The sequence below is a fragment of the Streptomyces sp. NPDC001868 genome (assembly GCF_040297125.1).
GTDB lineage: Bacteria > Actinomycetota > Actinomycetes > Streptomycetales > Streptomycetaceae > Streptomyces.
Map to the genome: position 1 here is coordinate 15,765 of NZ_JBEOYO010000060.1, position 24,706 is coordinate 40,470.

General features: G+C 71.7%; 9 protein-coding genes. All 9 read left to right on the forward strand.

The window, feature by feature from the left end:
- Position 1: 1 nt before the first annotated feature.
- The 9 genes from ABT147_RS39970 to argJ all read left to right on the forward strand — a co-directional run bounded on the left by ABT147_RS39970 (position 2) and on the right by argJ (position 24,706).
- Positions 2 to 16,441 carry a non-ribosomal peptide synthetase gene (locus ABT147_RS39970; protein WP_351415846.1) on the forward strand — a complete coding sequence of 5,480 codons (16,440 nt, stop codon included), beginning with the start codon at positions 2 to 4 and terminating at the stop codon, positions 16,439 to 16,441.
- Between the two features lie 115 nt (positions 16,442 to 16,556).
- Positions 16,557 to 17,252, forward strand: coding sequence for an FMN-binding negative transcriptional regulator (locus ABT147_RS39975; protein WP_351415848.1), 696 nt, complete (start codon positions 16,557 to 16,559; stop codon positions 17,250 to 17,252).
- Between the two features lie 107 nt (positions 17,253 to 17,359).
- The gene (locus tag ABT147_RS39980) at positions 17,360 to 18,688 is read left to right on the forward strand and encodes a lysine N(6)-hydroxylase/L-ornithine N(5)-oxygenase family protein (RefSeq protein WP_351415851.1); all 1,329 of its coding nucleotides are present in this window, start codon (positions 17,360 to 17,362) and stop codon (positions 18,686 to 18,688) included.
- 79 nt (positions 18,689 to 18,767) lie between these two features.
- Positions 18,768 to 18,983, forward strand: a complete 216-nt coding sequence (locus ABT147_RS39985; RefSeq protein ID WP_351415854.1) for an MbtH family protein — start codon at positions 18,768 to 18,770, stop codon at positions 18,981 to 18,983.
- On the forward strand, positions 18,980 to 19,876 hold the full coding sequence (locus ABT147_RS39990; protein ID WP_351415856.1) for a dimethylarginine dimethylaminohydrolase family protein: 897 nt from the start codon (positions 18,980 to 18,982) through the stop codon (positions 19,874 to 19,876). Before ABT147_RS39985 ends, ABT147_RS39990 begins: the two co-directional genes overlap by 4 nt.
- 451 nt (positions 19,877 to 20,327) lie before the next feature.
- Positions 20,328 to 21,557: a cytochrome P450 gene (locus ABT147_RS39995; protein WP_351415858.1), complete on the forward strand. Its 1,230-nt coding sequence runs from the start codon at positions 20,328 to 20,330 to the stop codon at positions 21,555 to 21,557.
- A gap of 321 nt (positions 21,558 to 21,878) precedes the next feature.
- The gene (locus tag ABT147_RS40000) at positions 21,879 to 22,376 is read left to right on the forward strand and encodes an AAA family ATPase (RefSeq protein WP_351415861.1); all 498 of its coding nucleotides are present in this window, start codon (positions 21,879 to 21,881) and stop codon (positions 22,374 to 22,376) included.
- A gap of 153 nt (positions 22,377 to 22,529) precedes the next feature.
- Entirely contained in the window at positions 22,530 to 23,558 is a 1,029-nt protein-coding gene (gene argC, locus ABT147_RS40005) for an N-acetyl-gamma-glutamyl-phosphate reductase (RefSeq protein WP_351415863.1), read from the forward strand.
- On the forward strand, positions 23,555 to 24,706 hold the full coding sequence (gene argJ / locus ABT147_RS40010; protein ID WP_351415865.1) for a bifunctional glutamate N-acetyltransferase/amino-acid acetyltransferase ArgJ: 1,152 nt from the start codon (positions 23,555 to 23,557) through the stop codon (positions 24,704 to 24,706). The genes argC and argJ overlap by 4 nt, the downstream gene beginning before the upstream one ends.

Consider the following 24,706-nt stretch of genomic DNA (forward strand, 5'->3'; position numbering starts at 1 on the left):
AGTGATCCCGTTGTCGTTTGCCCAGCGTCGGCTCTGGTTCATCGACCGCTTCGAGGGCCCCTCAGCCACCTACAACGTGCCCCTCGCCCTGCACCTCACGGGCGAGCTGGACACCCGCGCGCTCGCCGCCTCGATCCGCGATGTGGTGGGCCGGCACGAGAGCCTGCGCACGATCCTCTACGACGAGGACGGCGTCCCCTACCAGCGAATACTTCCGCCGGAGGAGGTCCGGCTCGACATCCCGGTGGTGGACGTCGAGCCCGACCGGCTCTCCGAAGCGGTCGCCGAGGCCGTCTCGTACACCTTCGACCTCTACACCGAGATCCCCGTCCGCGCCCGCATCCTGCGCCAGGCCCCGGACCGGCACGTCCTGCTGCTGCTCTTCCACCACATCGCCGCCGACGGCGAGTCGGGCGCCCCGCTGCTGCGGGACCTGAGCCTCGCCTACACCGCCCGCCGCGCCGGCCGGGCACCGGAGTTCCCCGAACTCCCCGTGCAGTACGCCGACTACGCGCTCTGGCAGCGCGAGCTGCTCGGCGACGAGAAGGACCCCGACAGCCTGGTCTCCCGTCAGCTCGCCCACTGGGAGGGCGAACTCGCGGGCCTGGCGCAGCCGTTGCAGCTGCCCGTCGACCGCACCCGCCCCTCGGTGGCCAGCCACCGGGGTGACACCGTCGACTTCGAGCTGGAGCCCGAACTCCTCGCCCAGGTCGAGGAGCTGGCCACCGAGCGCGGTCTGAGCGTGTCGATGGTGCTCCAGTCCGTCCTGGCGGTCCTGCTCCAGCAGCTCGGCGGCGGCGACGACATCCCGATCGGCTCCCCGATCGCCGGCCGGGGCGACGAGGATCTCGCGGACCTGGTCGGCTTCTTCGTCAACACCTGGGTGCTGCGCGTCCGCCTGGACGGCAACCCCACCTTCGAGGACGTCCTGGAGCAGGTCCGCGAGCGGGCCCTGAACGCCTACGACAACCAGGACGCCCCCTTCGAGATGCTGGTGGACCGGCTCAGCCCCGAGCGCTCCACCGCCTACAACCCGCTGTTCCAGGTGCTGTTCGCCTGGCAGAACATCACCCGCCCCGAGCTGGACCTGCCCGGCCTCGAAGCCCGCCTCGACTTCGAGCAGCTGGACACGAAGACCTCCAAGTTCGACCTGGAGTTCAACATCGCCCGGCACCACGACGGGCAGGGCGCGCGCGGCACCATCGAGTACGCCCTCGACCTCTTCGACCGATCCACCGCGGAGTCCATCGGCGCCCGTTTCGTGCGCGTCCTGCGGCAGCTGATGGCGGACCCGGCCCTGCCCGTCGGCGCCGTCGACACCCTGGACCCGGCCGAACGCCGGCGCCTCCTCGTCGACATGAACGCCACCGCCGAGCCGATCCCGATGGTCACCCTGGCCCGGCTGGTCGAGGAGCAGGCCGCGCTCGACCCCGGCGCCGAGGCGGTCGTCCACGAGGGCGCCTCGCTGACGTACGGCGAACTCGACGCCCGCGCCAACCGGTTGGCCCATCTCCTCGTCGAGCAGGGCGTCGGCCCGGAGACGGTCGTCGCCGTGTCCCTGCCCCGCGACCTCGACCTGCCCGTGGCCCTGCTGGCGGTCCTGAAGGCGGGCGGCGCCTATCTGCCGATCGACCCGAAGTACCCGAGCCACCGCCTGGAGTACATCCTCGGCGAGGCCCGGCCGCGCCTGATCGTGACGGACTCCGAGACCGTGTCCGTGCTCCCGGAGACGGACGCGCCGAAGCTCTACGTCGACACGCTCGACCTCACCGGGCGGCCGACCGAGAGCCCCGACGCCGGCACGCACCCGCACAACCTCGCGTACGTCATGTACACCTCGGGCTCCACCGGCACCCCCAAGGGCGTCGCGCTGAGCCACCACACCATCGTCAACGGAGTGCTCCAGCTCGCCGAGAGCGTGGACCTGGGCAAGGGCTCACGGACCCTCGCGGGTACCTCCGTCAACTTCGACGTGTCGGTCTTCGAGATCTTCACCACGCTCGCCCACGGCGGCACCGTCGAACTCGTCCGGGACGTCCTCGTCCTCGGCGAGCGCGCGGCCCGGGGCGAGGGCTGGACCGGCAGCCTCATCAGCACCGTCCCGTCCGTGTTCGCCGAGCTGATGGACCAGATCGCGGGCACGACGACCATCGACACGCTCGTCTTCGCCGGCGAGGCCCTGTCCTCGACCCTGGCCGCCCGGGTCCGCGAGGCCTTCCCCGGGGTGCGGGTCGTCAACGCGTACGGCCAGACCGAGAGCTTCTACGCCACCGCGTTCGCCATCGACGAGAGCCGAAGGTGGCACGGCGAGGGCAGCGCGCCCATCGGCACCCCGCTGGGCAACATGCGCGCCTATGTCCTCGGCCCCGGCCTGACCCCGGTTCCGCAGGGCGTGGCGGGCGAGCTGTACGTCGCCGGCAACGTGGCGCGCGGCTACCACGGGCGCGCCGAGCTGACCGCCGACCGGTTCGTCGCCGACCCGTACGGGCCCGCCGGCTCGCGTATGTACCGCACGGGCGACCTCGCGCGCTGGAACGCCGAGGGCCGGCTGGAGTACCTCGGCCGCGGTGACACCCAGGTCAAGGTGCGCGGCTTCCGCATCGAGCCCGGCGAGGTCGAGGCCGCGCTGACCGCCCACCCGGGCATCGCGCAGGCCGCCGTGGTGGCCCGGACCCACGGCAACACCAAGCAGCTCGTCGGGTACGTCGTGCCCGCCTACAGCAGCGACTCCACCAGCACCGACCTGCGCGCCGGCGTCGAGACCGCCGAACTGCGCTCCTTCGTCGGGCAGCGGCTGCCCGACTTCATGGTCCCGTCCGCCTTCGTGGTCCTCGACCGCCTCCCGCTCGCCCCGAACGGCAAGCTCGACCGCAAGGCGCTGCCCGAACCGGAGTTCACCGGAGGCGAGTACCGGGCGCCCGGCAACGAGCGCGAGCGGATCCTCGCCGAGGTGTACGCCGAGGTGCTCGGCCTGGAGCGGGTCGGTGTCGACGACGACTTCTTCGCCGTCGGCGGCGACTCCATCCGCTCCATCCAGGTCGTCTCCCGCGCCCGCGCCCAGGGCGTCGAGGTCACCCCCCGGCAGATCTTCGAACGCCGTACGGCGGCGGAGCTGGCCTCCGTCGTCTCCGAGCGGGCGGCGGCCGCCGTCGTCCTGGAGGAGTTCGAGGGCGGCGGCACCGGCGAGTTCCCGCTGCTGCCGATCGCCGAGTACATGCTCGAACTCGGCGGCTCCCACGACCGCTTCTCGATGGCCGTCCTCGCCGAACTGCCCGTCGGCATCGACCGCGCGGGACTCCTCGCCACCCTGAACGCCGTCCTCGACCGGCACGACGTGCTCCGCTCCCGGCTCGACGGCCACCGACTGTCGGTGACCGCGCCGGGCTCGGTGGACGCGGGCCCGCTGGTGCGCCGGGTCGGGTACGACGGGGTGTGGGACGAGGCCTGCGACGAGCGGGTGGCCGCCGAACTCGACGCGGCGACCGGCCGGCTGGACCCGGCCACCGGGGTCATGGCCCAGTTCGTGTGGTTCGACCCGGCCGACCCGGAGGTCCCCGGGCGCCTCGTCATCGCCCTGCACCACCTGGTCGTCGACGGCGTCTCCTGGCGCATCCTGCTCCCCGACCTCGCCGCCGCCTGGCAGCAGGTCCGCGAGACGGGACGCGCGAAGCTGCCCGCCACCGGCACCTCCGTACGCCGCTGGACGCACGCCCTGATCGAGGAGGCGAACTCGCCCGAGCGGCAGGCCGAGCTGGGCCTGTGGAAGCGGATCCTCGACGGCCCCGACCCGCTCCTCGGCACCCGCCCGCTCGACCCCGCCGTCGACACCCGGGGCAGCCTGGACTACGTCCGCGTACAGCTCCCCGCCGACACGACGGAGGCCCTGCTGACCAAGGTCCCGGCCGCCTTCCACGGCGGCGTCAACGACGGCCTCCTCGCCGCGCTGACCCTGGCCGTCGCCAAGTGGCGGCGCGCCCGCGGCGTCTACGAGTCCTCGACCCTCCTCAAGCTGGAGGGCCACGGCCGCGAACAGGACGTCGTACCGGGCGCCGACCTGTCGTCCACGGTGGGCTGGTTCACGAGCCTGTTCCCGGTCCGGCTGGACGTGGCCGGCCTCGACCTGGACGACGCGTTCAAGGGCGGCAGCGCGGCGGGAAGCGCCGTGAAGGCCATCAAGGAACAACTGCTGGCGATCCCGGACAAGGGCCTGGGCTACGGCCTGCTGCGCTATTTGAACGAGGGCACGGGGAGCGCCCTGAAGGGGCGCGGGGAACTGCGCGACCAGCCACAAACGACCCGCAGCGAACCAACCACCTCAGCGGGCCAGATCGGCTTCAACTACCTGGGCCGCTTCTCCACCGCCGACATGCCCGAAAACCTCAGAGGCCTCGGCTTCACCCAGCTCTCCGAACTCTCCGCCCCCCTGGACGCCGACATGCCCGCCATGTCCGCCCTGGAGATCAACTCCCTGGTCGTCGACACGGAGAACGGTGCCCAACTCGACGCCAGCCTCGGCTTCCCGGCGGGCCTCTTCGCCAAGGAGGACGTGGAAGAGCTGGCCGGACTCTGGTTCGCGGCACTGGACGCCCTGGTCCAGCACGTCGGCCAGGAGAACGCCGGCGGCCTCACCCCCTCCGACCTCCCCCTCGTCCAGGTCACCCAGCACGACATCGAGCGCTGGGAGCAGCTGTACCCGGGCCTCGCGGACGTCTGGCCGCTGACCGCCCTGCAGTCGGGCCTGCTGTTCCACACGATGCTGAACGACGACTCCTGGGACGCCTACCAGATGCAGATGTCGTTCCACGTCACCGGAGAGGTCGACGCGCACCGTATGCGCGCGGCGGGCCAGGCGCTCCTGGACCGGCACCCGAACCTGCGGGCCGCGTTCGTCACCGACTCCTCCGGCCGCCAGGTACAGGCGGTGATCGACGGTGTCGCCCTCCCGTGGCGGGAGATCGACCTGAGCCACCTCCCCGAGGCGGAGCGCGAGGCGTCCTTCGAGCGCTTCCTCGCCGAGGACCACGCGGCGGCCTTCGACCCGGCCCTCCCGCCGATGCTGCGCATGACCCTGGTCCGGATGACGGGGGAGACCTCCGAGCTGGTCCTCACCGCCAACCACGTCCTCTTCGACGGCTGGTCCTTCCCGCACCTGATGAAGGACCTCCTGCACCTGTACGGCTCCGGCGGCGACCCGTCCGTCCTGCCCCGGGTACGTGGCTTCAAGGACTTCCTCGGCTGGCTCGCCCGCCAGGACCACGAGGCGTCCGGCCGGGCCTGGGCGAAGGAGCTGGAGGGCGTCGAGGAGCCCACCCTGCTGGTGCGCGGCGGCGCCCCGGCCACCGGCAGCCAGGGCATCGGCTCCGTCGACGTCCCGCTGCCGCTCGACGAGGTCCGCGCGCTCACCCGGCGCGCCGCCGAACTGGGCGTCACCGTCAACACCCTGGTGCAGGGCGCCTGGGCGGTCCTCCTGGGCCGGCTCACCGGACGGCAGGACGTCGTCTTCGGCGCGACCGTCTCCGGACGGCCCCCGGCGGTCCCGGACGTCGACTCGATGGTCGGCCTCTTCATCAACACCCTGCCCGTCCGCGTCGAGTACGCTCCCGGCGACTCCCTCGCCGACGTCCTGACCAGGCTCCAGCGGCGGCAGGCCGCGCTGCTCGACCACCACCACCAGGGCCTGAGCGAGATCCAGCGGACCACCGGACTCAGCACCCTCTTCGACACCCTGGTCGTCTTCGAGTCCTACCCCGTCGACCGGGCCGGCCTCGACGAGGCCAACGCGGCGGCAGGCATCGCCTTCACCACGATCCGCCCCTCCACGGGCACCCACTACCCGCTCACCGTGATGGCGGACGCGGACCCGCATCTGCGGCTGGCCCTGCAGTTCCAGGAGCATGTCCTCGACCGCGCGGACGTCGAGTCGTACGCGGCCCGGTTCGCGCTCGTCCTGCGGCAGCTCGCGGACGACCCGACGCGGGCGGTCGGCCTGGTCGACGTCCTGGAGCCGGCCGAGCACCGGCGCCTGCTGGAGCTGAGCGGTACCACCGAGCCCACCGAGGACGCCACGGTCACCCGGCTCTTCGAGAAGCGGGCCGCCACCGCCCCGGACTCGGTCGCGCTCGTCTTCGAGGGCGCGCGCATGACGTACGAGCAGCTCGACGCCCGCGCCAACCGGCTGGCCCACGTCCTCGTGGACCGTGGCGTCGGCCCGGAGACGGTCGTCGCCGTGTCCCTGCCCCGCTCGCCCGAGCTGGCGGTCGCCCTCCTGGCCGTACTGAAGGCGGGCGGCGCCTATCTGCCGATCGACCCGAAGTACCCGAGCCACCGCCTGGAGTACATCCTCGGCGAGGCCCGGCCGGGCCTGGTCCTGACGGACTCCGCGACGGTCTCCGTGCTGCCCGCGACGGACGCGCCGACGCTGTACGTCGACACGCTCGACCTCACGAACGCGTCCGCGGCGGACCCGGGCATCACCGTCCACCCGCAGAACCTCGCCTACGTGATGTACACCTCGGGCTCCTCCGGCACCCCCAAGGGTGTCGCCGTCACCCACTCCGCCCTCGTGAACGGCGTCCACGGGCTCGCCGCCCGCCTGGGCATCAGGGCGGGCTCGAAGGTCCTGGCCGGCACCTCGATCAACTTCGACGTCTCCGCGTTCGAGCTGTTCACCACGCTCGCCCACGGCGGCACGGCGGAGATCGTCCGGGACGTCCTGGTCCTCGGCGAGCGCGACCACTGGAGCGGCGCTGTCATCAGCACCGTGCCGTCGGCCTTCGCGGAACTCCTCGACCAGATCGCCGACCGGACCGCCATGGAGACGGTCGTCTTCGCCGGCGAGGCCCTCTCCTCGACCCTGGTCTCCCGGGTCCGCGAGGCCTTCCCCGGCGTCCGGGTGATCAACGCCTACGGGCAGACGGAGAGCTTCTACGCGACCACGTTCGACGCGGCCGCCTGGGACGGCACCGGCAGCGCGCCCGTCGGCACCCCGCTGCCCAACATGCGGGCGTACGTGCTCGGTTCGGGCCTCACCCCCGTACCGCCGGGCGCGGTCGGCGAGCTGTACGTCGCCGGGAACCTCGCCCGCGGCTACCGGGGCCGGCCGGACCTGACCGCCGACCGTTTCGTGGCCGACCCGTTCGGCGAGCCCGGCTCCCGGATGTACCGCACGGGCGACCTGGCCCGCTGGAACGCCGACGGGCAGATCGAGTACGTGGGCCGCGGCGACACCCAGGTCAAGGTGCGCGGCTTCCGGATCGAGCCCGGCGAGGTCGAGGCAGCGCTCGCGTCCCACCCGGACGTCACCCAGGCCGCGGTGATCGCCCGCGACGGACGCGGCACCAACACCGGCAAGGTGCTCGTGGCGTACGTCGTGCCCGCCACCGAGGTGGACACCGGGGAACTGGCGGACTTCGCGGCCCGCAAGCTCCCCGAGTTCATGGTCCCGGCCGCCTTCGTGGTCCTCGACCGGCTGCCGCTGATGCCGAACGGCAAGCTCGACCGGGCCGCGCTGCCCGCCCCCGAGTTCGCCGGGGTGCCCTACCGGGCGCCGCGCACCAAGCGGGAGGAGATCCTCGCCCGGCTGTACGCGGAGGTGCTCGGCGCCAACGAGGTCGGCATCGACGACAACTTCTTCGACCTGGGCGGCCACTCGCTCCTCGCCACCCGCCTGATCAGCCGTATCCGCACCGAACTGGGCGTGGAGATCCCGATCAAGGTGGTCTTCGGCTCCCCGACGGTCGCCGAGCTCACCGCCCAGCTCTCCTCGGGCGACACCGTCCGCACCCCCCTGCGACGGGTGCGCGAGCGCCCCGAGCGGCTGCCGCTGTCCTTCGCCCAGCGCCGCCTGTGGTTCATCGACCGGTTCGAGGGCCCCTCGGCGACGTACAACATCCCGATGGCGCTGCGGCTGACCGGGGACCTGGACACCGAGGCCCTGGCCGAGGCGATCCGGGACGTCGTGGCCCGGCACGAGAGCCTGCGGACCGTGTACGGGGAGGAGGCCGACGGGACGGCGTACCAGATCGTCCTGGAACCGGGCGAGTTCAGCCTGCCCGTGCCCGTCGTCGAGGTGGCGCCGGACGACGTGCCGGCCGCGGTCGCCCGAGCGGCGGGCCACCACTTCGACCTGGCCACCGACATCCCCGTCCGCGCCGGCGTCCTGCGCTGCGGGCCGGGGGAGCACGTCCTGACCCTGCTCATCCACCACATCGCCGGCGACGGCGAGTCCATGGCCCCGCTGATCAGGGACATCTCCACCGCGTACGCGGCCCGCCGCGAGGGCCTGGCCCCCGAGTTCGCCGAACTCCCCGTGCAGTACGCCGACTACACGCTCTGGCAGCGGGACCTGCTCGGCGACGCCACCGACCCGGACAGCCCGCTGGCCGCCCAGTCGTCGTACTGGCGACGGGAGCTGGCCGCCGTACCGCAGCCGCTGCGGCTGCCCGTCGACCGGCCCCGCCCGCCGAAGGCGAGCTACCGGGGCGAGATGCTCGACTTCTCCATCGACGACGACCTCCTCGTCGCCGTCGAGAGGCTGGCCCGCGAGCACGACGTGACCGTGTCCATGGTCATGCAGTCCGTGCTGGCCGTGCTCCTGCACCAGCTCGGTGGCGGCGACGACATCCCGATCGGCTCCCCGATCGCCGGCCGCACCGACGAGGCCCTCGCCGACCTGGTCGGGTTCTTCGTCAACACCTGGGTGCTGCGCGCCGAACTGTCCGCCAACCCCACCTTCGAGGAGCTGATCGCCCAGGTCCGCGACAAGGCCCTGGCCGCGTACGCCAACCAGGACGCGCCCTTCGAGCGCCTGGTGGAGCTGCTCAACCCCGAGCGGTCCACGGCGTACCACCCGCTGTTCCAGGTGATGTTCGCCTGGCAGAACTTCGCCCAGGCCGACTTCGACCTGCCGGGCCTGGCCGTCGAGTACGTCCCGACGCCGACCGGCACCGCCAAGTTCGACCTGTTCTTCAACCTCACCGAGGTGACGGGCCCGGACGGACGCGAGGTCGAGGGCCTGCTGGAGTACGCCACCGACCTGTTCGACCGCGAGACGGCCGAACGCGTCGCCGACCGCTTCGTCCGGGTGCTGCGCCAGCTCGTCGCCGACCCGGCGGCCCGCGTCGGCGCGGTGGACATCCTCGACGAGGCCGAGCGCGACAAGGTCCTGCACCGGCTCAACGACACCGCCGAGCCGACCCCGCAGGTCACGCTCACCGAACTGGTCGAGAAGCAGGTCGCGGCCACTCCGGACGCGGTCGCGATCGTCTCCGGCGACACCACGCTCGCGTACTGGGAGCTGAACGCCCGCGCCAACCGGCTCGCCCGCGAGCTGGTCGCCCACGGCATCGGCCCCGAGACCCTGGTCGCGGTGTCCCTGCCGCGCACCGCCGAACTGGCGGTCGCCCTGCTCGCCGTACTGAAGGCGGGCGGCGCCTACCTCCCGATCGACCCCAAGTACCCGAGCCACCGCCTGGACCACATCCTGACGGAGGCCGCCCCGGCCCTCGTCCTGACGGACTCCGCGACGGTGTCCGTGCTCCCGGAGACGGACATCCCGAAGCTGTACGTCGACGGCCTGGACCTCACGGACCGGTCGCCCGACAACCTGCCGGTCACCGCGCGCCCCCAGAACCTGGCGTACGTCATGTACACCTCGGGCTCGACCGGCACGCCCAAGGGCGTCTCCCTCAGCCACCACACCGTCGTCAACGGCGTCCTGCGACTGGTTCCGAGGGTCGGCGTCCGGAAGGGCTCGCGGATCCTCGCGGGCACGTCGATCAACTTCGACGTCTCGGTGTTCGAGCTGTTCACCACGCTGAGCGTCGGCGGCAGCGCCGAGATCGTCCGGGACGTCCTCGTCCTCGGCGAACGCGACACCTGGAACGGCACGATGATCTCCACCGTGCCGTCGGCCTTCACCGAACTGCTCGACCAGCTCGCCGACCGGCTGACCGTCGAGACGGTCGTCTTCGCCGGCGAGGCCCTGCCCACCACCCTGGTGGAGCGGATGCGCGAGCAGATCCCGGGCGTCCGCGTCATCAACGCCTACGGCCAGACCGAGTCCTTCTACGCCACCACCTTCACCGCCAACGGTTCCGGCGGCGGCACCGGCAGCGCGCCCATCGGCACCCCGCTGGGCAACATGCGGGCGTACGTCCTCGGCCCCGGCTTCACCCCGGCCCCCGTGGGCGTCGTCGGTGAGCTGTACATCGCCGGCGACATCGCCCGCGGCTACCGGGGCCGGCCCGACCTGACCGCCGAGCGCTTCGTCGCCGACCCGTTCGGTCCTGCCGGCTCCCGGATGTACCGCACGGGCGACCTGGCCCGTTGGAACGCCGACGGGCAGTTGGAGTACGCCGGCCGGGCCGACTCCCAGGTCAAGGTGCGGGGCTTCCGCATCGAGCCCGGCGAGGTCGAGGCCGCGATCACCGCCCACCCGGGCGTCGGCCGCGCCGCGGTCGTGGTGCGGGAGCACGGAAAGAGCAAGCAGCTCGTCGGCTACGTCGTGCCCGTGGACGCCGGTTCAGGGCCGGGCGGCGGTCAGGGCCTCGGGGACACCGACTTCGACCTCACCGCCGGGCTCACCACCCGCGATCTGCGCGCCTTCGTCGCCGAGCGGCTGCCGGAGTTCATGGTCCCGGCCGCCTTCGTGGTCATCGACCGGCTGCCGCTCGCCCCGAACGGCAAGCTCGACACCCGGGCGCTGCCCGAACCGGAGTTCAGCGGCGGGGAGTACCGGGCGCCCCGGACCCCCGAGGAGGAGATCCTCGCCGCCGTGTACGCCGACGTCCTGGGCCACGCCCGCGTCGGTGTCGACGACGACTTCTTCGCCGTCGGCGGCGACTCCATCCGCTCCATCCAGGTCGTCACCCGGGCCCGCGCCCAGGGCGTCGAGGTCACCCCGCGCGAGATCTTCGAACACCGCACGGTCGCCGAACTCGCCCTGGTCGCCCGCACCACCGGCACCGCCGTGCTCCTGGAGGAGTTCGAGGGCGGCGGCACGGGCACCCTCCCGCTGCTCCCGGTCGCCCAGTACATGTTGGAGCTGGGCGGCGACTTCGACCGCTTCTCCATGTCCCTCCCCCTGGAACTGCCCCTCGGTATCGACCGGGCCGGCCTCGTCGCCACCCTGGACGCGGTGCTCGACCGGCACGACCTGCTCAGGTCCCGGCTGACCGGGGAGAGCCTGGTGGTCGCGGAGGCCGGATCGGTGGACACGGCCACGCTGATACGGCGGGTCGCGTGCGACGGGGTGTGGGACGAGGGCTGGCTGCGCACGGCGGCCACCGAACTCGACGCGGCGACCGGCCGGTTGAACCCGGCCGCCGGGGTCATGGCCCAGTTCGTGTGGTTCGACCCGGCCGACCCGGAGGTCCCCGGCCGACTGCTCATCGCCTTGCACCACCTGGTCGTCGACGGCGTCTCCTGGCGCATCCTGCTCCCCGACCTCGCCGAGGCCTGGCAGCAGGTGCGGACGGGCGGCACGGCGGAACTCCCGGCGGTCGGCACCTCCGTACGCCGCTGGACGCACGCCCTGATCGAGGAGGCCAACTCGCCGGAGCGGACGGCCGAGCTGGAGCTGTGGCGCGGCATCCTCGACGGCCCGGACCCCGACCTGGGGTCCCGCCCGCTCGACCCCGCCGTCGACACCCGCTCCACCCTCGACCACCTGTCCGTCCGCCTCCCGGTCGCCGTGACCGAGGCGCTGCTGACGAAGGTCCCGACGGCCTTCCACGGCGGAGTCAACGACGGCCTCCTCGCCGCCCTCGCCCTCGCGGTCGCCAAGTGGCGGCGCGGCCGGGGCCTGGACGAGCCGTCCACCCTGGTCCGCCTCGAAGGCCACGGCCGCGAACAGGACGTCGTACCCGGCGCGGACCTCTCCGCCACGATCGGCTGGTTCACCAGCATGTACCCGGTCCGCCTGGACACCACGGGCTTCGACCTGGACGAGGCCTTCGAGGGAGGCCCCACAACAGGCGCGGTGGTCAAGGCGATCAAGGAGCAACTGCTCGCGATCCCGGACAAGGGCCTGGGCTACGGCCTGCTGCGTTACCTGAACAAGGAAACAAGGCCGGCACTGGCGCCCCTCAAGGGGCGCGGGGAACTGCGCGACCAGCCCCATCGGACCCGCAGCGAACCGACAACCCATGAGGCCGGCCAGATCGGCTTCAACTACCTGGGCCGTTTCTCCGCAGCGGACATGCCCGAAGAACTCCGCGGCCTCGGCTGGACCCAACTCCCGGCCGAAGGCCTCACCGCGGACCTCGGCGAAATGCCCGCCATGACAACCATCGAGATCAACTCGGCGGTGATAGACACAGAACTCGGCGCCCAACTGGACGCCAGCGTCGGCTTCCCCGCAGGCGTCCTCACCCCCACCGAGGTCCAGGACCTCATGGACCTCTGGTCAGAGGCACTGCACGCGATCACCCGGCACGTCACCGAGGACCCGAAGGCCGGCGGACTCACCCCCTCCGACCTCCCCCTCGTGGACGTGACCCAGCAGGACATCGAGCGGTGGGAGCGGACGTATCCCGGCCTCACCGACGTCTGGCCGCTGACCGCGCTCCAGTCCGGCCTGCTCTTCCAGTCCCTCCTGGACGACGGCGCCGAACACGACGCCTACCAGATGCAGATCGCCTTCCATGTCTCCGGCCGCGTCGACCCCGCCCGGATGCGGGCCGCCGGCCAGGCCGTGCTCGACCGCCACCCGAACCTGCGGGTCGCGTTCGTGACGGACTCGTCCGGACAGCAGGTCCAGGCGGTCGTGGACGGGGTGCCGCTGCCCTGGCGGGAGGCCGACCTGCGCGACCTCCCCGAGGCCGAACGGGAGGAGGCCTTCGAGCGGTTCCTCGCCGAGGACCACACCGCCCACTTCGACCCGGCCGTCCCGCCCCTGCTGCGGCTGTCGCTGGTCCGGATGACCGACGAACGCTCCGAACTGGTCCTCACGGCCCACCACGTGCTGTTCGACGGCTGGTCCTTCCCGATCCTCATGCAGGAACTGCTCCACCTGTACGGCTCCGCCGGCGACCCGTCCGTGCTGCCCCGCACCCGGGGCTTCAAGGACTTCCTCACCTGGCTGTCCCGGCAGGACGAGACCGAGACCGCCCGGGCCTGGGCGGCGGAACTGGCGGGCGTGGAGGAACCCACCCTCCTCGCCCCGCACACCGCGGACGGCGACGCCACCGGCGTCGGCCAGATCGACGTACGGCTCCCGCTGGACGAGGCCCGCGCCCTCAACCGCCGCGCCGCCGAACTCGGCATCACCGTCAACACGCTCGTACAGGGCGCCTGGGCGGTGCTGCTGAGCCGGTCGACGAACCGTCAGGACGTCGTCTTCGGCGCGACCGTCTCCGGACGGCCGCCGACGGTGACGGACGTCGACTCGATGGTCGGGCTGTTCATCAACACCCTGCCCGTACGCGTCGAACACGGCCCCGGCGACACCCTCGCCGACCTGCTCACCGGGCTCCAGCGCCGCCAGGCCGCGCTCCTCGACCACCATCACCACGGTCTGAGCGAGATCCACCGCACCACCGGTCTGAGCACGCTCTTCGACACCCTCGTCGTCTTCGAGTCCTTCCCCGTGGACAAGGAGGGCATCGACTCCGCCAACAGCGCCTCCGGGATCGCCTTCACCGGCATCCGCCCCTTCTCCGGCACGCATTACCCGCTGACCGTGATGGCCGCCGCCGACCCGCATCTGCAACTGGTGCTCCAGTACCAGCAGGGCGTCTTCGACCGCGAGACCGTCGAGACACTGGGCGGCCGGCTCGTGCGGATCCTGCGGCAGATGGCCGCCGATCCGTCGGTGCCGGTCGGCCGGGTGGACCTCCTCGAACCGGCCGAGCACGAGCGGCTCGCCGAGCTGAGCGGCACGGCCGCGGACACCCCGGGGACGACCGTCGCCGGACTGGTCGAACGCCAGGCGGCCCGTACCCCGGACGCGCCCGCCGTCGAGTGCGACGGCACGACGCTGACGTACGCCGAGCTGAACGCGACGGCCAACCGGCTCGCCCGGGAACTGGTCGCCCACGGAGTCGGCCCGGAGACGGTGGTCGCGGTGTCCCTGCCGCGCACGGCCGGACTGGCGGTCGCCCTGCTGGCGGTGCTGAAGGCGGGCGGCGCCTACCTCCCGATCGACCCCAAGTACCCGAGCCACCGCCTGGAGTACATCCTCGGCGAGGCCAGGCCCCATCTGGTCCTCACCGACTCCGGGACGCTCTCCGTACTGCCCCCGACGACCGTGCCCAAGCTGTACGTCGACGAGCTGGTCCTGCCGGCCGACGACACCGACCTCGGCCGCCCGGTCCGCCCGGAGAACCTCGCCTACGTGATGTACACCTCCGGCTCCACGGGCACCCCGAAGGGCGTCGCGATCACGCACTCCAACGTGGTCAACGGCGTACTGCGGCTGGCCGGTCCGGTGGGCATGGCCCCCGGACGCCGGATGCTCGCCGGCACCTCGGTCAACTTCGACGTCTCGGTGTTCGAACTGTTCACCACGCTCGCCCACGGCGGCACCGTCGAGATCGTCCGCGACGTGCTCGCCCTGGGGGAGCGGGACGGCTGGCAGGGCTCCGTGATCAGCACGGTCCCGTCGGTCTTCGCCGAACTCGTCGACCAGCTCGCCGGCACGACCTCCGTGGACACCCTGGTCTTCGCGGGCGAGGCCCTCACGTCCGGGCTGCTGCGCCGGGTCCGGGAGGCGTTCCCGGGGGTGCGCGTGGTCAACGCGTACGGCCAGACGGAGAGCTTCTACGCCACCGTCTCCCCGGTCGGGGAGGCCGGCGGCGAGGTCGGGGGCAGCGCTCCGATCGGCGCCCCGCTGCCCAACCTGCGGGCGTACGTGCTCGGTTCGGGCCTGACGCCCGTACCGCCGGGCGCGGTGGGGGAGCTGTACGTCGCCGGGAACATCGGACGCGGCTACCGGGGCCGCCCGGACCTGACCGCCGACCGCTTCGTCGCCGACCCGTTCGGTCCTGCCGGCTCCCGGATGTACCGCACGGGCGACCTGGCCCGCTGGAACGCCGACGGGCAGCTGGAGTACGCCGGCCGCGGTGACGTCCAGATCAAGGTGCGCGGCTTCCGTGTCGAACCGGGCGAGGTCGAGGCGGCCCTGACGGCCCACCCGGCCGTCGACCGGGCGGTCGTCGTCGCGAAGCCCCACGGGAACGACAAACGGCTCGTCGCCTACGTCGTGGCCGGACCCGGGGCCGAGCCCGACACCGAGCCGGACACCGAGGAGCTGTCCGCGTACGTCGCCCGGCGGCTCCCGGAGTTCATGGTCCCCGCCGCCTTCGTGCACCTCGACCGGCTGCCGCTCGCCCCGAACGGCAAGCTCGACCACCGGGCGCTGCCCGAACCCGAGTTCACCGGCGAGGCCTACCGGGCGCCGCGCACGGGCCGGGAGGAGACCATGGCGGCCCTCTTCGCGGAGGTGCTCGGCCTGGAGAAGGTCGGTATCGACGACGACTTCTTCGCCCTGGGCGGTCACTCGCTCCTCGCGGCCCGGCTCGTCAGCCGGGTCCGCCGGGAGCTGGATCCGGCGCTGCCCATGCGGGCGGTGTTCCAGGCGCCCACGGTGGCCCAGCTCGCCGCTTACGGGACCAGGGCCGTACGGGAGGACACCGACCCGTTCGCCCGTGTCCTGACCATCAAGGCCGGCGGCGACCGCGAACCCCTGTGGTTCGTCCACCTCACCGGCGGGCTCGCCTGGCCCTACCTGTCCTTCGCGGGGCACCTCCCCGCCGACCGGCCGGCGTACGGAATCCAGTCGCCCGCGTGGTCCGCACCGGCGGACGGGAATTCCGCAGCGACGAACTCGCCGACGAATTCACCGGCGTCGTCGACGAATTCCCTGCCGGATTCTCTGGAATCCCTGGTGACGGAATACGTGGAAGAGATACTCTCTTCTCAGTCGGAAGGGCCGTATCACCTCATCGGCTGGTCCTTCGGCGGAGCGGTCGTCCACGCGATGGCCGCGGAACTCCGGCGCAGGGGTCATGAAGTCGCCCTCCTCGGCCTGCTCGACGCGGCCCCGGGCGGCCACTTCGCGAACGACCCGGATCTCGAACTGAACCAGGTGCGCGGCCTCCTCGGCGAATTCGTCGGAGAGGGCGACGGGAACATCGGCGGGGCGGACCAGGAAATCCTTCTGGAGAAGTCGTCCGCGTTCGTGGTCCACCATGTCGAACTGCTGAAGAGGCACACCCCGCCGGTCTTCGACGGCGACGTCCTCTTCTTCAACGCGACGCTGAACCCCGAGGCGCCCTACACGGGCCAGTGGAAGCCGTACGTCACCGGCACGGTGACGGCGTACGACGTCCACAGCACCCACCACGAGATGTGCCTTCCGGCGCACGCAGCCGGAATGGCGGAAGTCATCGGCCACAAGCTCGACGAGCTCGACAAGGCTCGGGACGGCAAACCGTCCTGACCCCGTCGCGGGACCCCCACCCTCCGGTCCCGCGAACCCGTCCCCGGGGCGAACCCACAAGGAACTCCCCGGGGACGGAAAAACCCTCCGAAGCGCCGAGAATTGGTAGGTCCGAATGTTCGTTCCCGATCCGTACCGGGAGCCGGACGGCTCGTGGATGACCGAGCTGATCCGCCTCAACCCCTTCGCCCTGCTGGTGTCCAACGGCCCCGCCGACGCCGACCCGTACGCCACCCACCTCCCCGTGCTCCGCGACCCGGAGTGGACCGGCGAGTGGACCGAGGACCTGGCCGGCGGCCGGCTCATCGGCCATATGAACCGGGAGAACCCGCACTGGACGGCCCTGGAGAGCGGCACCCCGGTCCTCATCACCTTCACCGGCCCGCACGCCTATGTGTCGCCCACGGTGTACGACATCACGCCCGCCGCACCCACCTGGGACTTCACCTCCGTCCATGTCCACGGCGTCTTCCACAAGATCGAGGCCGCCGCCCCCGGCGAGGACTCGCTGGAGGTCTGCAAGGACACCGTGAAGGCCTACGAGCGTGACTTCGGCGCCGCCAAGGCCTGGGACATGTCCCGCTCCATCGACTACTTCGCGACGATCCTGCCCGCGGTGGGCGCCTTCCGCGTCGAGGTCACCGGCGCCGAGGGCATGTTCAAGCTCAGCCAGGAACAGGACGAGGAGATCCGCGACCGGGTCCGCGAGGACTTCGCCCTGCGCGACTCCACCCAGTACCGCGAGACGGCCGGCCTCATGGACCGCATGGAGAAGACGGGCACCATCAAGGGCTGCCCGGTCCATCACTGAGTCCATCGCCGAGTCCGGCGCGGAGTTCAACTGTCCGACCGCCACCGTCGTTGACGCCCCAAAAAGACGCAACGTACCTTTCCAGCACACCACTTGCGGGAGAATTCATGGAAGCGCACACCGAAGCGTACGAGGTCGTGGGAATAGGTTTCGGGCCGTCCAACCTTTCGCTCGCCATCGCCCTGGAGGAGCAGCGCGGAAAGGACGAGAAGCCGCTCACCTCGGCCTTCTTCGAGAAGCAGCCGTCCCTCGGCTGGCACCGCAACATGCTGCTTCCCGACACGAAGATGCAGATCTCCTTCCTGAAGGACCTGGCGACCTTCCGCAATCCGGCCTCCCAGTGGAGTTTCATCTCCTATCTGCACGCCGCCGGCCGCCTCGCCCAGTTCGTGAACAACCAGAACTTCTTCCCCACCCGGAACGAATTCCACGACTATCTCGACTGGGCGGAGTCGAGTTTCTCGGACCGCGTCAGCTACAACTGCGAGGTGAACGCGGTCCACCTCCCCGACGGGCACACCGGCGGCCCCGTCGACACCGTGCGCGTCGAGGTGAAGGACAACACCCCGCGCGGCGGCACCCGTCTCGTCGAGGCACGCAACCTGGTCATCTCCACCGGCCTCGTCCCCACGATGCCCACCGGCATCGACCGCGGCGAACGCGTCTGGCACAGCTCCGAGTTCCTCGGCCGGTTCAACACCCTCGACCAGCGACGCGTCCGCCGGTTCGCCGTCGTCGGCGCCGGCCAGAGCGCCGCCGAGATCACCCGGTACGTCTACGACACCGTCCCGCACGCCGAGGTCTACGCGATCATGCCGTCGTACGGCTACTCGATCGCCGACGACACCCCCTACGCCAACCGCATCTTCGACGCCGACGCCGTCGACGACTACTACGGCGGCACCGACCGCACCCGCGACTCGTTCTGGCGCTACCACCGCAACACCAACTACGGCGTCGCCGACGACGAGGTCATCCGCGACCTCTACCAGCGCGCGTACGACGACGAGGTCGCCCGGATCAAGCGCCTGCACCTGCTCAACCTCTCCCGGGTCCAGGCCGTCGAACAGACCGCCGACGGGGCCCGGCTCACGATGCACTCCGTACGGGACGACTCCACCTACGGCCTCGACGTCGACGCGATCGTCTTCGCCACGGGGTACGACTCCATGGACCCGACGGCACTGCTGGGCGACCTGGCGCCGCACTGCCTGCGCGACGAACAGGGCCGGCTGCGGGTCGAGCGCGACTACCGCCTCGTCACCTCGCCGGACCTCAACGTCGGCATCTACCTCCAGGGCGGCACCGAGCACACCCACGGCCTCGCCTCCGCGCTGCTGTCCAACATCGCCATCCGCAGCGGCGAGATAGCCGACGCCATAGCGATCGACCTGGCGGCACGACAGCACACGACGGCCAGTTCCACGATCAGCTGACCGGCCGACCACGGACAGTCACGACCAGCCACACCCAATCGCAGCCAACCACCGTACAGATCAAGGGAGTTGAACCGACATGAGCACCAATCCGTTCGACGACGCCAACGGCACCTTCCACGTCCTCGTCAACGACGAGGAGCAGCACTCGCTGTGGCCGACCTTCACCCCGGTCCCGGCGGGCTGGCGGGCGGTGTTCGGCGAGGCGGGCCGGCAGGAGTGCCTGGAGTACATCGAGCGGCACTGGACCGACCTGCGACCCAAGAGCCTCCGCGAGGCCATGGCCGCCGTATGAGCGCCCGCCGCGAGGGCGTCCTTCCCCGCCCTCGCGCCACGGTGCGCCGCCGGATCCCCCTCCGGCCGGCGGCGCACCACCGCGGGGAGCGCACCGCCACCCGCCGCCGGTATCTGATGTGCCAGCCGTATCCGTTCGACGCGGTGGAGGCCGACCGGCCCTGGACCGACCGGACCTCCGCGCCCCTGACCTCCCGGCGCGCCCTGATGCAGTGGGGCCGCCTCTACAGCCTCTACCTCTCCCTCGGCCACGACGTCCGCCTGATCGGCCCGCTGCCCGGACTGCCGGACGCGGTCCGCGCGGCGGCGACCGCGACGGTGGTCGACGGGCGGGTGCTGGGGGCGCGGCGGGGCGGTCCGGCGGGGGAGGCGGCGTATCTGGACTGGTTCCGCGCGCAGGGCTTCACCGAGGTGCGGGGTGCGGTGTACGCCAACGAGGGGGCCCGGGACTTCCTGGCCACCACCCGGTGGGTGCTCGCCGGGCGGCGGCTGGGCAGCCCGCCCGAGGCCCACCGCGAGGCGCTGGACTACTTCCGGCGGCCCCTGATCAGCCTGGAGCTGGCCGACCCCCGGTTCGGTCACCTCGACACCGCGCTGTCCGTCCTGGACGGCGACGAGATCATGTACTGTCCCGCCGCGTTCTCCGAGGTCAGCCGGGATGTTCTGGCCGGCCTCTTCCCCGACGCGCTCCTGGTCGACGAGCCCGATGTCGCGGCGGGGGGTCTGAACGCGGTCAGCGACGGCCTCCACGTGATCCTGCCGGAGGCCGCGGGCCCCGTCATGGACCACCTCCGCCGACGCGGCTTCCGCCCGATCGGCATGGACCTCTCCGAGCTGGTCCGGGAAGACGGCGGCATCAAGTCCTGCACGCTGGAATTGGGACCGGGCGCCTGACAACTCGGGGCTGCGGGTCCGTCGGCGGCTGCGGGTGAGTGGGGCTTCTCGCGCAGTTCCCCGCGCCCCTAAAAGCTTCAGGCCCCTGCGGGCCTGAAAAGCGACGGGGCTACGGTTCGAAAGAGGACCGGGGCTGCGGGCCTGAAAAGCACGGGGCGCAGCCCCGGCTTTTCAGGGGCGCGGGGAACTGCGCGAGAAGCCCCACCGAACCCGCACCCGCCCCGCAACCCCCACCCCCCGAGCTCTCCCGCGAAACACCACCACCCCCACCCCGAGGGCCGCGCAGCACCCGCGCGGCCCTCAGCCATGCCCCCGCGCCGCAGGCACCCCCACCCCCCCCCACCCCCGAACAGTTGAACGCGATAGAAAACATACCGCTGTCCCGGTATGTTTCAAGCCATCCGGTCGGCCCGGCCGTCGGCGGACAACACGTCCCATGGATGGAGACACCATGTCGCAGGAAGTCCTCAGCCTGACCTCGAAGTTCGTCAGCACCCCCGGCGGCTTCACGAGCCTGCGCGAGCAGGCCCCCCTCGTCCGCGTCACCCTCCCGGACGTGGAGACCCCGGTCTGGCTGCTCACCCGCTACGAGGACGCCAAGGCCGCCCTCACCGACCCCCGCTTCGTACGCGACAGCGCCAAGCTCCCCGGCCAGGACGGCCCGAGCATCGCCGACCAGATGATCGAGGCGTACGGGCTGCCCGCGGAGTACCGCGACTACCTCGGCATCCTCGTGCTGGCCGACGGCGAGGACCACACGCGGATGCGCACCCTGATCACCCGCGCCTTCACGGCCCGCCGTATCAACGCCCTGCGCCCGAAGATCGAGAAGATCACCCACGACCTGTACGCGGAGATGGCCGCCCAGGGCGAGGCCGACCTGCTGGAGAGCCTCAGCCACCCGCTGGCCGGCTTCGGGGTCTGCGAACTGATCGGCGTGGACGCGGCCGACCAGCCCCGCATCTGCGCCTGGATCCGCGACTACATCTCCGGCGACCCGGAGCTCTTCATCCCGGCCCTCAAGGGCATGGTCGAGCACTGCAAGCAGCTCATCGAGGAGCGCACGGCCGCACTGTCGGACGACCTGATCTCCGAGCTGATCCGGGTGAGCCAGGAGGAGGGCGACTTCGGCGAGACGGAGATCATCGCCATCTTCCTGCTGCTGATCAACACGGGCATCATGCCGCCCGCCCACTTCATCGCCGACGCGATCCTCGCCCTGCTCGACCACCCCGACCAGCTCGCCCGGCTGCGCGAGGAGCCCGAGCTGCTCGCCGGCCGCGCGGTCCCCGAACTCCTCCGCTTCACCACACCGGTGCCGATCGGCGCCCCCCTGTACGCCACCGAGGACCTGGAGTTCTCCGGGATGCCCGTGAAGCGGGGCGAGGCGGTCACGGCCGCGCTGGTCGGCGTCAACCACGACCCGCAGGAGTTCCCGGACGGCGCCGACAAGCTCGACATCGGCCGTGAACTCGGGCGCGGAGTGGGCCACATGGCCTTCGGACACGGCCCCCACTTCTGCATCGGCGCCGCCCTCGCCCGCCTCCAGGCCGAGGTGGTCCTGGACACCCTGTTCGTCCGCAACGACGGCCTGACCCTCGCCGTGGACCGCGAGGCCCTGGAGTACGTGGCGATGCCGGGCGACGGCATCCACCTGGTGTCGCTGCCGGTCCGCCTCTGACACCCCCGGGCGCCCCGCCCCCGCCCCGCCCCTCCTCACCCCACCCCTGCCCTCGCCTCCCCTGCCCTTCCCCCTCCCCCTCCCTCCCTCTCTCCTCCTCTCCCCTCCTCTTCTGTCATCTCTGGACTGGACACCCGCCCTTGGACGATCCTTGACGGACAGTCGTGGGGGCCGGGTTCACCTCCCTCGGACATCCCCGTACACCCCGTACATCGCGCACACCCTGATCAACGGCCCGCCCGGAGCGGGCCGTTCGGTCTTGTACGGGCTCCCCGGGGGCGGTACCCGGCTCGTCCACCCAGACCCGAGAGGAGACGAGCCATGGCCGACGCGGTTCTGCCCGACCCGATCCTGATCGTGCTGCTGGGGGCGGCGGGCAGCGGCAAGAGCGCGCTCGCCGGAGCCTGGCCACCGAGCGCGGTGCTGGAACTGGACGCGTTCCGGGAGCGGATCTGCGACGACCCGGTCGACGAGGGGGCGACCGACGAGGCGGTCCATGTGATGGGGGAGGTGCTGGAGGCGCGGCTGGCGCGCCGGCTGACCACGGTCGTCGACGCGGACGGCCCCGACCGCGCGGTGCGCGCGAAACTGCTCGACATCGCCGGCCGGCATCGCGTCCCGGCGGCGGCGCTCATCCTGACCACCCCGCTGGAGACCTGTCTGGAGCGCAACGCCCGGCGCTCGCCGGACCGCCGCGTCCCCGACGAGGTCGTACGCCTCCAGTACGCGGAGACGGTCGACGCCACCCCCGACCTGCCGGCGGAGGGGTTCGGGTATGTCGAGGCGGTGTACGGGGGGCCGTTGCGGCTGGTGGGCTGAATCACCCGGTGAACGGGGCGGTGGCATCGAGCTGATGCCACCGCCCCGTTCGCGTTCCTGACCTCACTTTCTTGTCATGGACATGATGAAACACCTTGTTGGGCCACTCCGCCCCCGGTTACAACGGCAACCCATGCCGAACCGGGAGGGGTCATGACAGTGCGAGCAGCCGTAGCCGGAGCGAGCGGTTATGCGGGAGGTGAGCTTCTCCGCCTGCTACTCGGGCACCCCGAGGTGGAGATCGGCGCCCTGACGGGAAACACGAACGCGGGGCAGCTGCTGGGCGGCCTCCAGCCACATCTGCCGCCCCTGGCGGGCCGGGTGCTGGAGCCGACGACGACGGAGGTGCTGGCGGGACACGACGTGGTGTTCCTCGCCCTGCCGCACGGCCAGTCGGCGGCCGTCGCCCGGGAGTTGGGCCCGGACGTGCTCGTCGTGGACTGCGGCGCCGACTTCCGGCTCCGCAGCGGCACCGACTGGGAGCGCTTCTACGGCTCCCCGCACGCCGGCACCTGGCCCTACGGCCTGCCGGAACTCCCCGGGGCCCGCGCGGAGCTGAGGCGGACGAACCGGATCGCGGTGCCGGGCTGCTACCCGACCGCCGTCTCGCTCGCCCTGTTCCCCGCGTACGCCGCCCAGCTCGCCGAACCCGAGGCCGTGGTCGTCGCCGCCTCCGGGACCTCCGGCGCGGGCAAGGCGGCCAAGCCGCACCTCCTCGGCTCCGAGGTCATGGGGTCGATGAGCCCGTACGGCGTGGGTGGTGAACACCGGCACACCCCTGAAATGATGCAGAACCTGAGCGCCGCCGCGGGGGAGCCGGTCTCCGTCTCCTTCACCCCGACCCTGGCGCCCATGCCCCGCGGCATCCTCGCCACCTGCAGCGCGAAGGCGAAGCCGGGGGTCACCGCCGACGACGTACGGGCCGCGTACGTGAAGGCACTGCACGACGAACCGTTCGTTCACCTGCTGCCCGACGGGCAGTGGCCCGCCACGTCCGCCGTGTACGGGTCGAACGCGGCACAGATCCAGGTCGCCCTCGACACCTCGGCCGGCCGGATCATCGCGATCAGCGCCATCGACAACCTCACCAAGGGCACCGCGGGGGGTGCCGTCCAGAGCATGAACGTCGCCCTCGGGCTCCCCGAGGACCTGGGGCTTTCCACGATCGGAGTCGCACCATGAGCGTCACCGCAGCGAAAGGGTTCACGGCGGCGGGTGTCGTCGCCGGGATCAAACAGAACGGCAATCCCGACCTCGCCCTCGTGGTCAACGACGGTCCGCGGTCGGCCGCCGCCGGTGTCTTCACCTCCAACCGCGTCCAGGCCGCGCCCGTCCACTGGACCCGCGAGGCCCTCGCCGACGGCCATGTCTCCGCGGTCGTCCTCAACTCCGGCGGCGCCAACGCCTGCACGGGACCCGAGGGCTACCAGGACACGCTGGCCACCGCCAGGAAGGCCGCGGAGATCCTCGGCCGCGGTGCCGACGAGGTGGCCGTGGCCTCGACGGGACTCATCGGCGTACGGCTGCCGATGGACAGGCTGCTCACCGGAATCGAGACGGCCGCCGCCCAGCTCTCCCCGGACGGCGGCGAGCGGGCGGCCGTCGCCATCAAGACCACCGACAGCGTGCACAAGACGGCCGTGTACGAGGGCGACGGCTGGACGGTCGGCGGCATGGCCAAGGGCGCCGGCATGCTCGCCCCCGGCCTCGCCACCATGCTGGCCGTCCTCACCACCGACGCCGATGTGCCAAGTGCCGTACTGGGGAAGGTACTTCGCGACGCGACCCGGACCACCTTCGACCGGGTCGACTCCGACGGCTGCATGTCCACCAACGACACGGTCCTGCTGCTCGCCTCCGGCGCCACCGAAGTCACCCCGGATCCCGGGGAGTTCGCCGAGGCCGTACGCGCCGTCTGCGCCGACCTCGCCCGGCAGCTCATCGGCGACGCCGAGGGCGCCAGCAAGGACATCCGTATCGAGGTGGTCGGCGCGGACAGCGAGACCGACGCGGTCGAGGTGGGCCGCACGATCGCCCGCAACAACCTCCTCAAGTGCGCCGTCCACGGCGAGGACCCCAACTGGGGGCGGGTGCTGTCCGCGATCGGTACGACCGCCGCCGTCTTCGACCCCGACCGGCTGAACGTCGCCATCAACGACGTCTGGGTGTGCAAGAGCGGCTCGGTCGGCGACGACCGCGCACTGGTCGACATGAGCGGGCGCGAGGTGCGCATCACCGCCGACCTCGCCGCCGGCACCGAGTCCGCCGTGATCTGGGCCAACGACCTGACCGCCCAGTACGTCCACGAGAACAGCGAGTACTCGTCGTGA

What these genes read in the sequence shown, in the direction of transcription:
- argC (WP_351415863.1), top strand. Translation starts at nt 22,530, where the DNA reads ATGACAGTGCGAGCAGCCGTAGCCGGAGCGAGCGGTTATGCGGGAGGT.
- ABT147_RS39990 (WP_351415856.1), top strand. Translation starts at nt 18,980, where the DNA reads ATGAGCGCCCGCCGCGAGGGCGTCCTTCCCCGCCCTCGCGCCACGGTG.
- ABT147_RS39995 (WP_351415858.1), top strand. Translation starts at nt 20,328, where the DNA reads ATGTCGCAGGAAGTCCTCAGCCTGACCTCGAAGTTCGTCAGCACCCCC.
- argJ (WP_351415865.1), top strand. Translation starts at nt 23,555, where the DNA reads ATGAGCGTCACCGCAGCGAAAGGGTTCACGGCGGCGGGTGTCGTCGCC.
- ABT147_RS39975 (WP_351415848.1), top strand. Translation starts at nt 16,557, where the DNA reads ATGTTCGTTCCCGATCCGTACCGGGAGCCGGACGGCTCGTGGATGACC.
- ABT147_RS40000 (WP_351415861.1), top strand. Translation starts at nt 21,879, where the DNA reads ATGGCCGACGCGGTTCTGCCCGACCCGATCCTGATCGTGCTGCTGGGG.
- ABT147_RS39985 (WP_351415854.1), top strand. Translation starts at nt 18,768, where the DNA reads ATGAGCACCAATCCGTTCGACGACGCCAACGGCACCTTCCACGTCCTC.
- ABT147_RS39980 (WP_351415851.1), top strand. Translation starts at nt 17,360, where the DNA reads ATGGAAGCGCACACCGAAGCGTACGAGGTCGTGGGAATAGGTTTCGGG.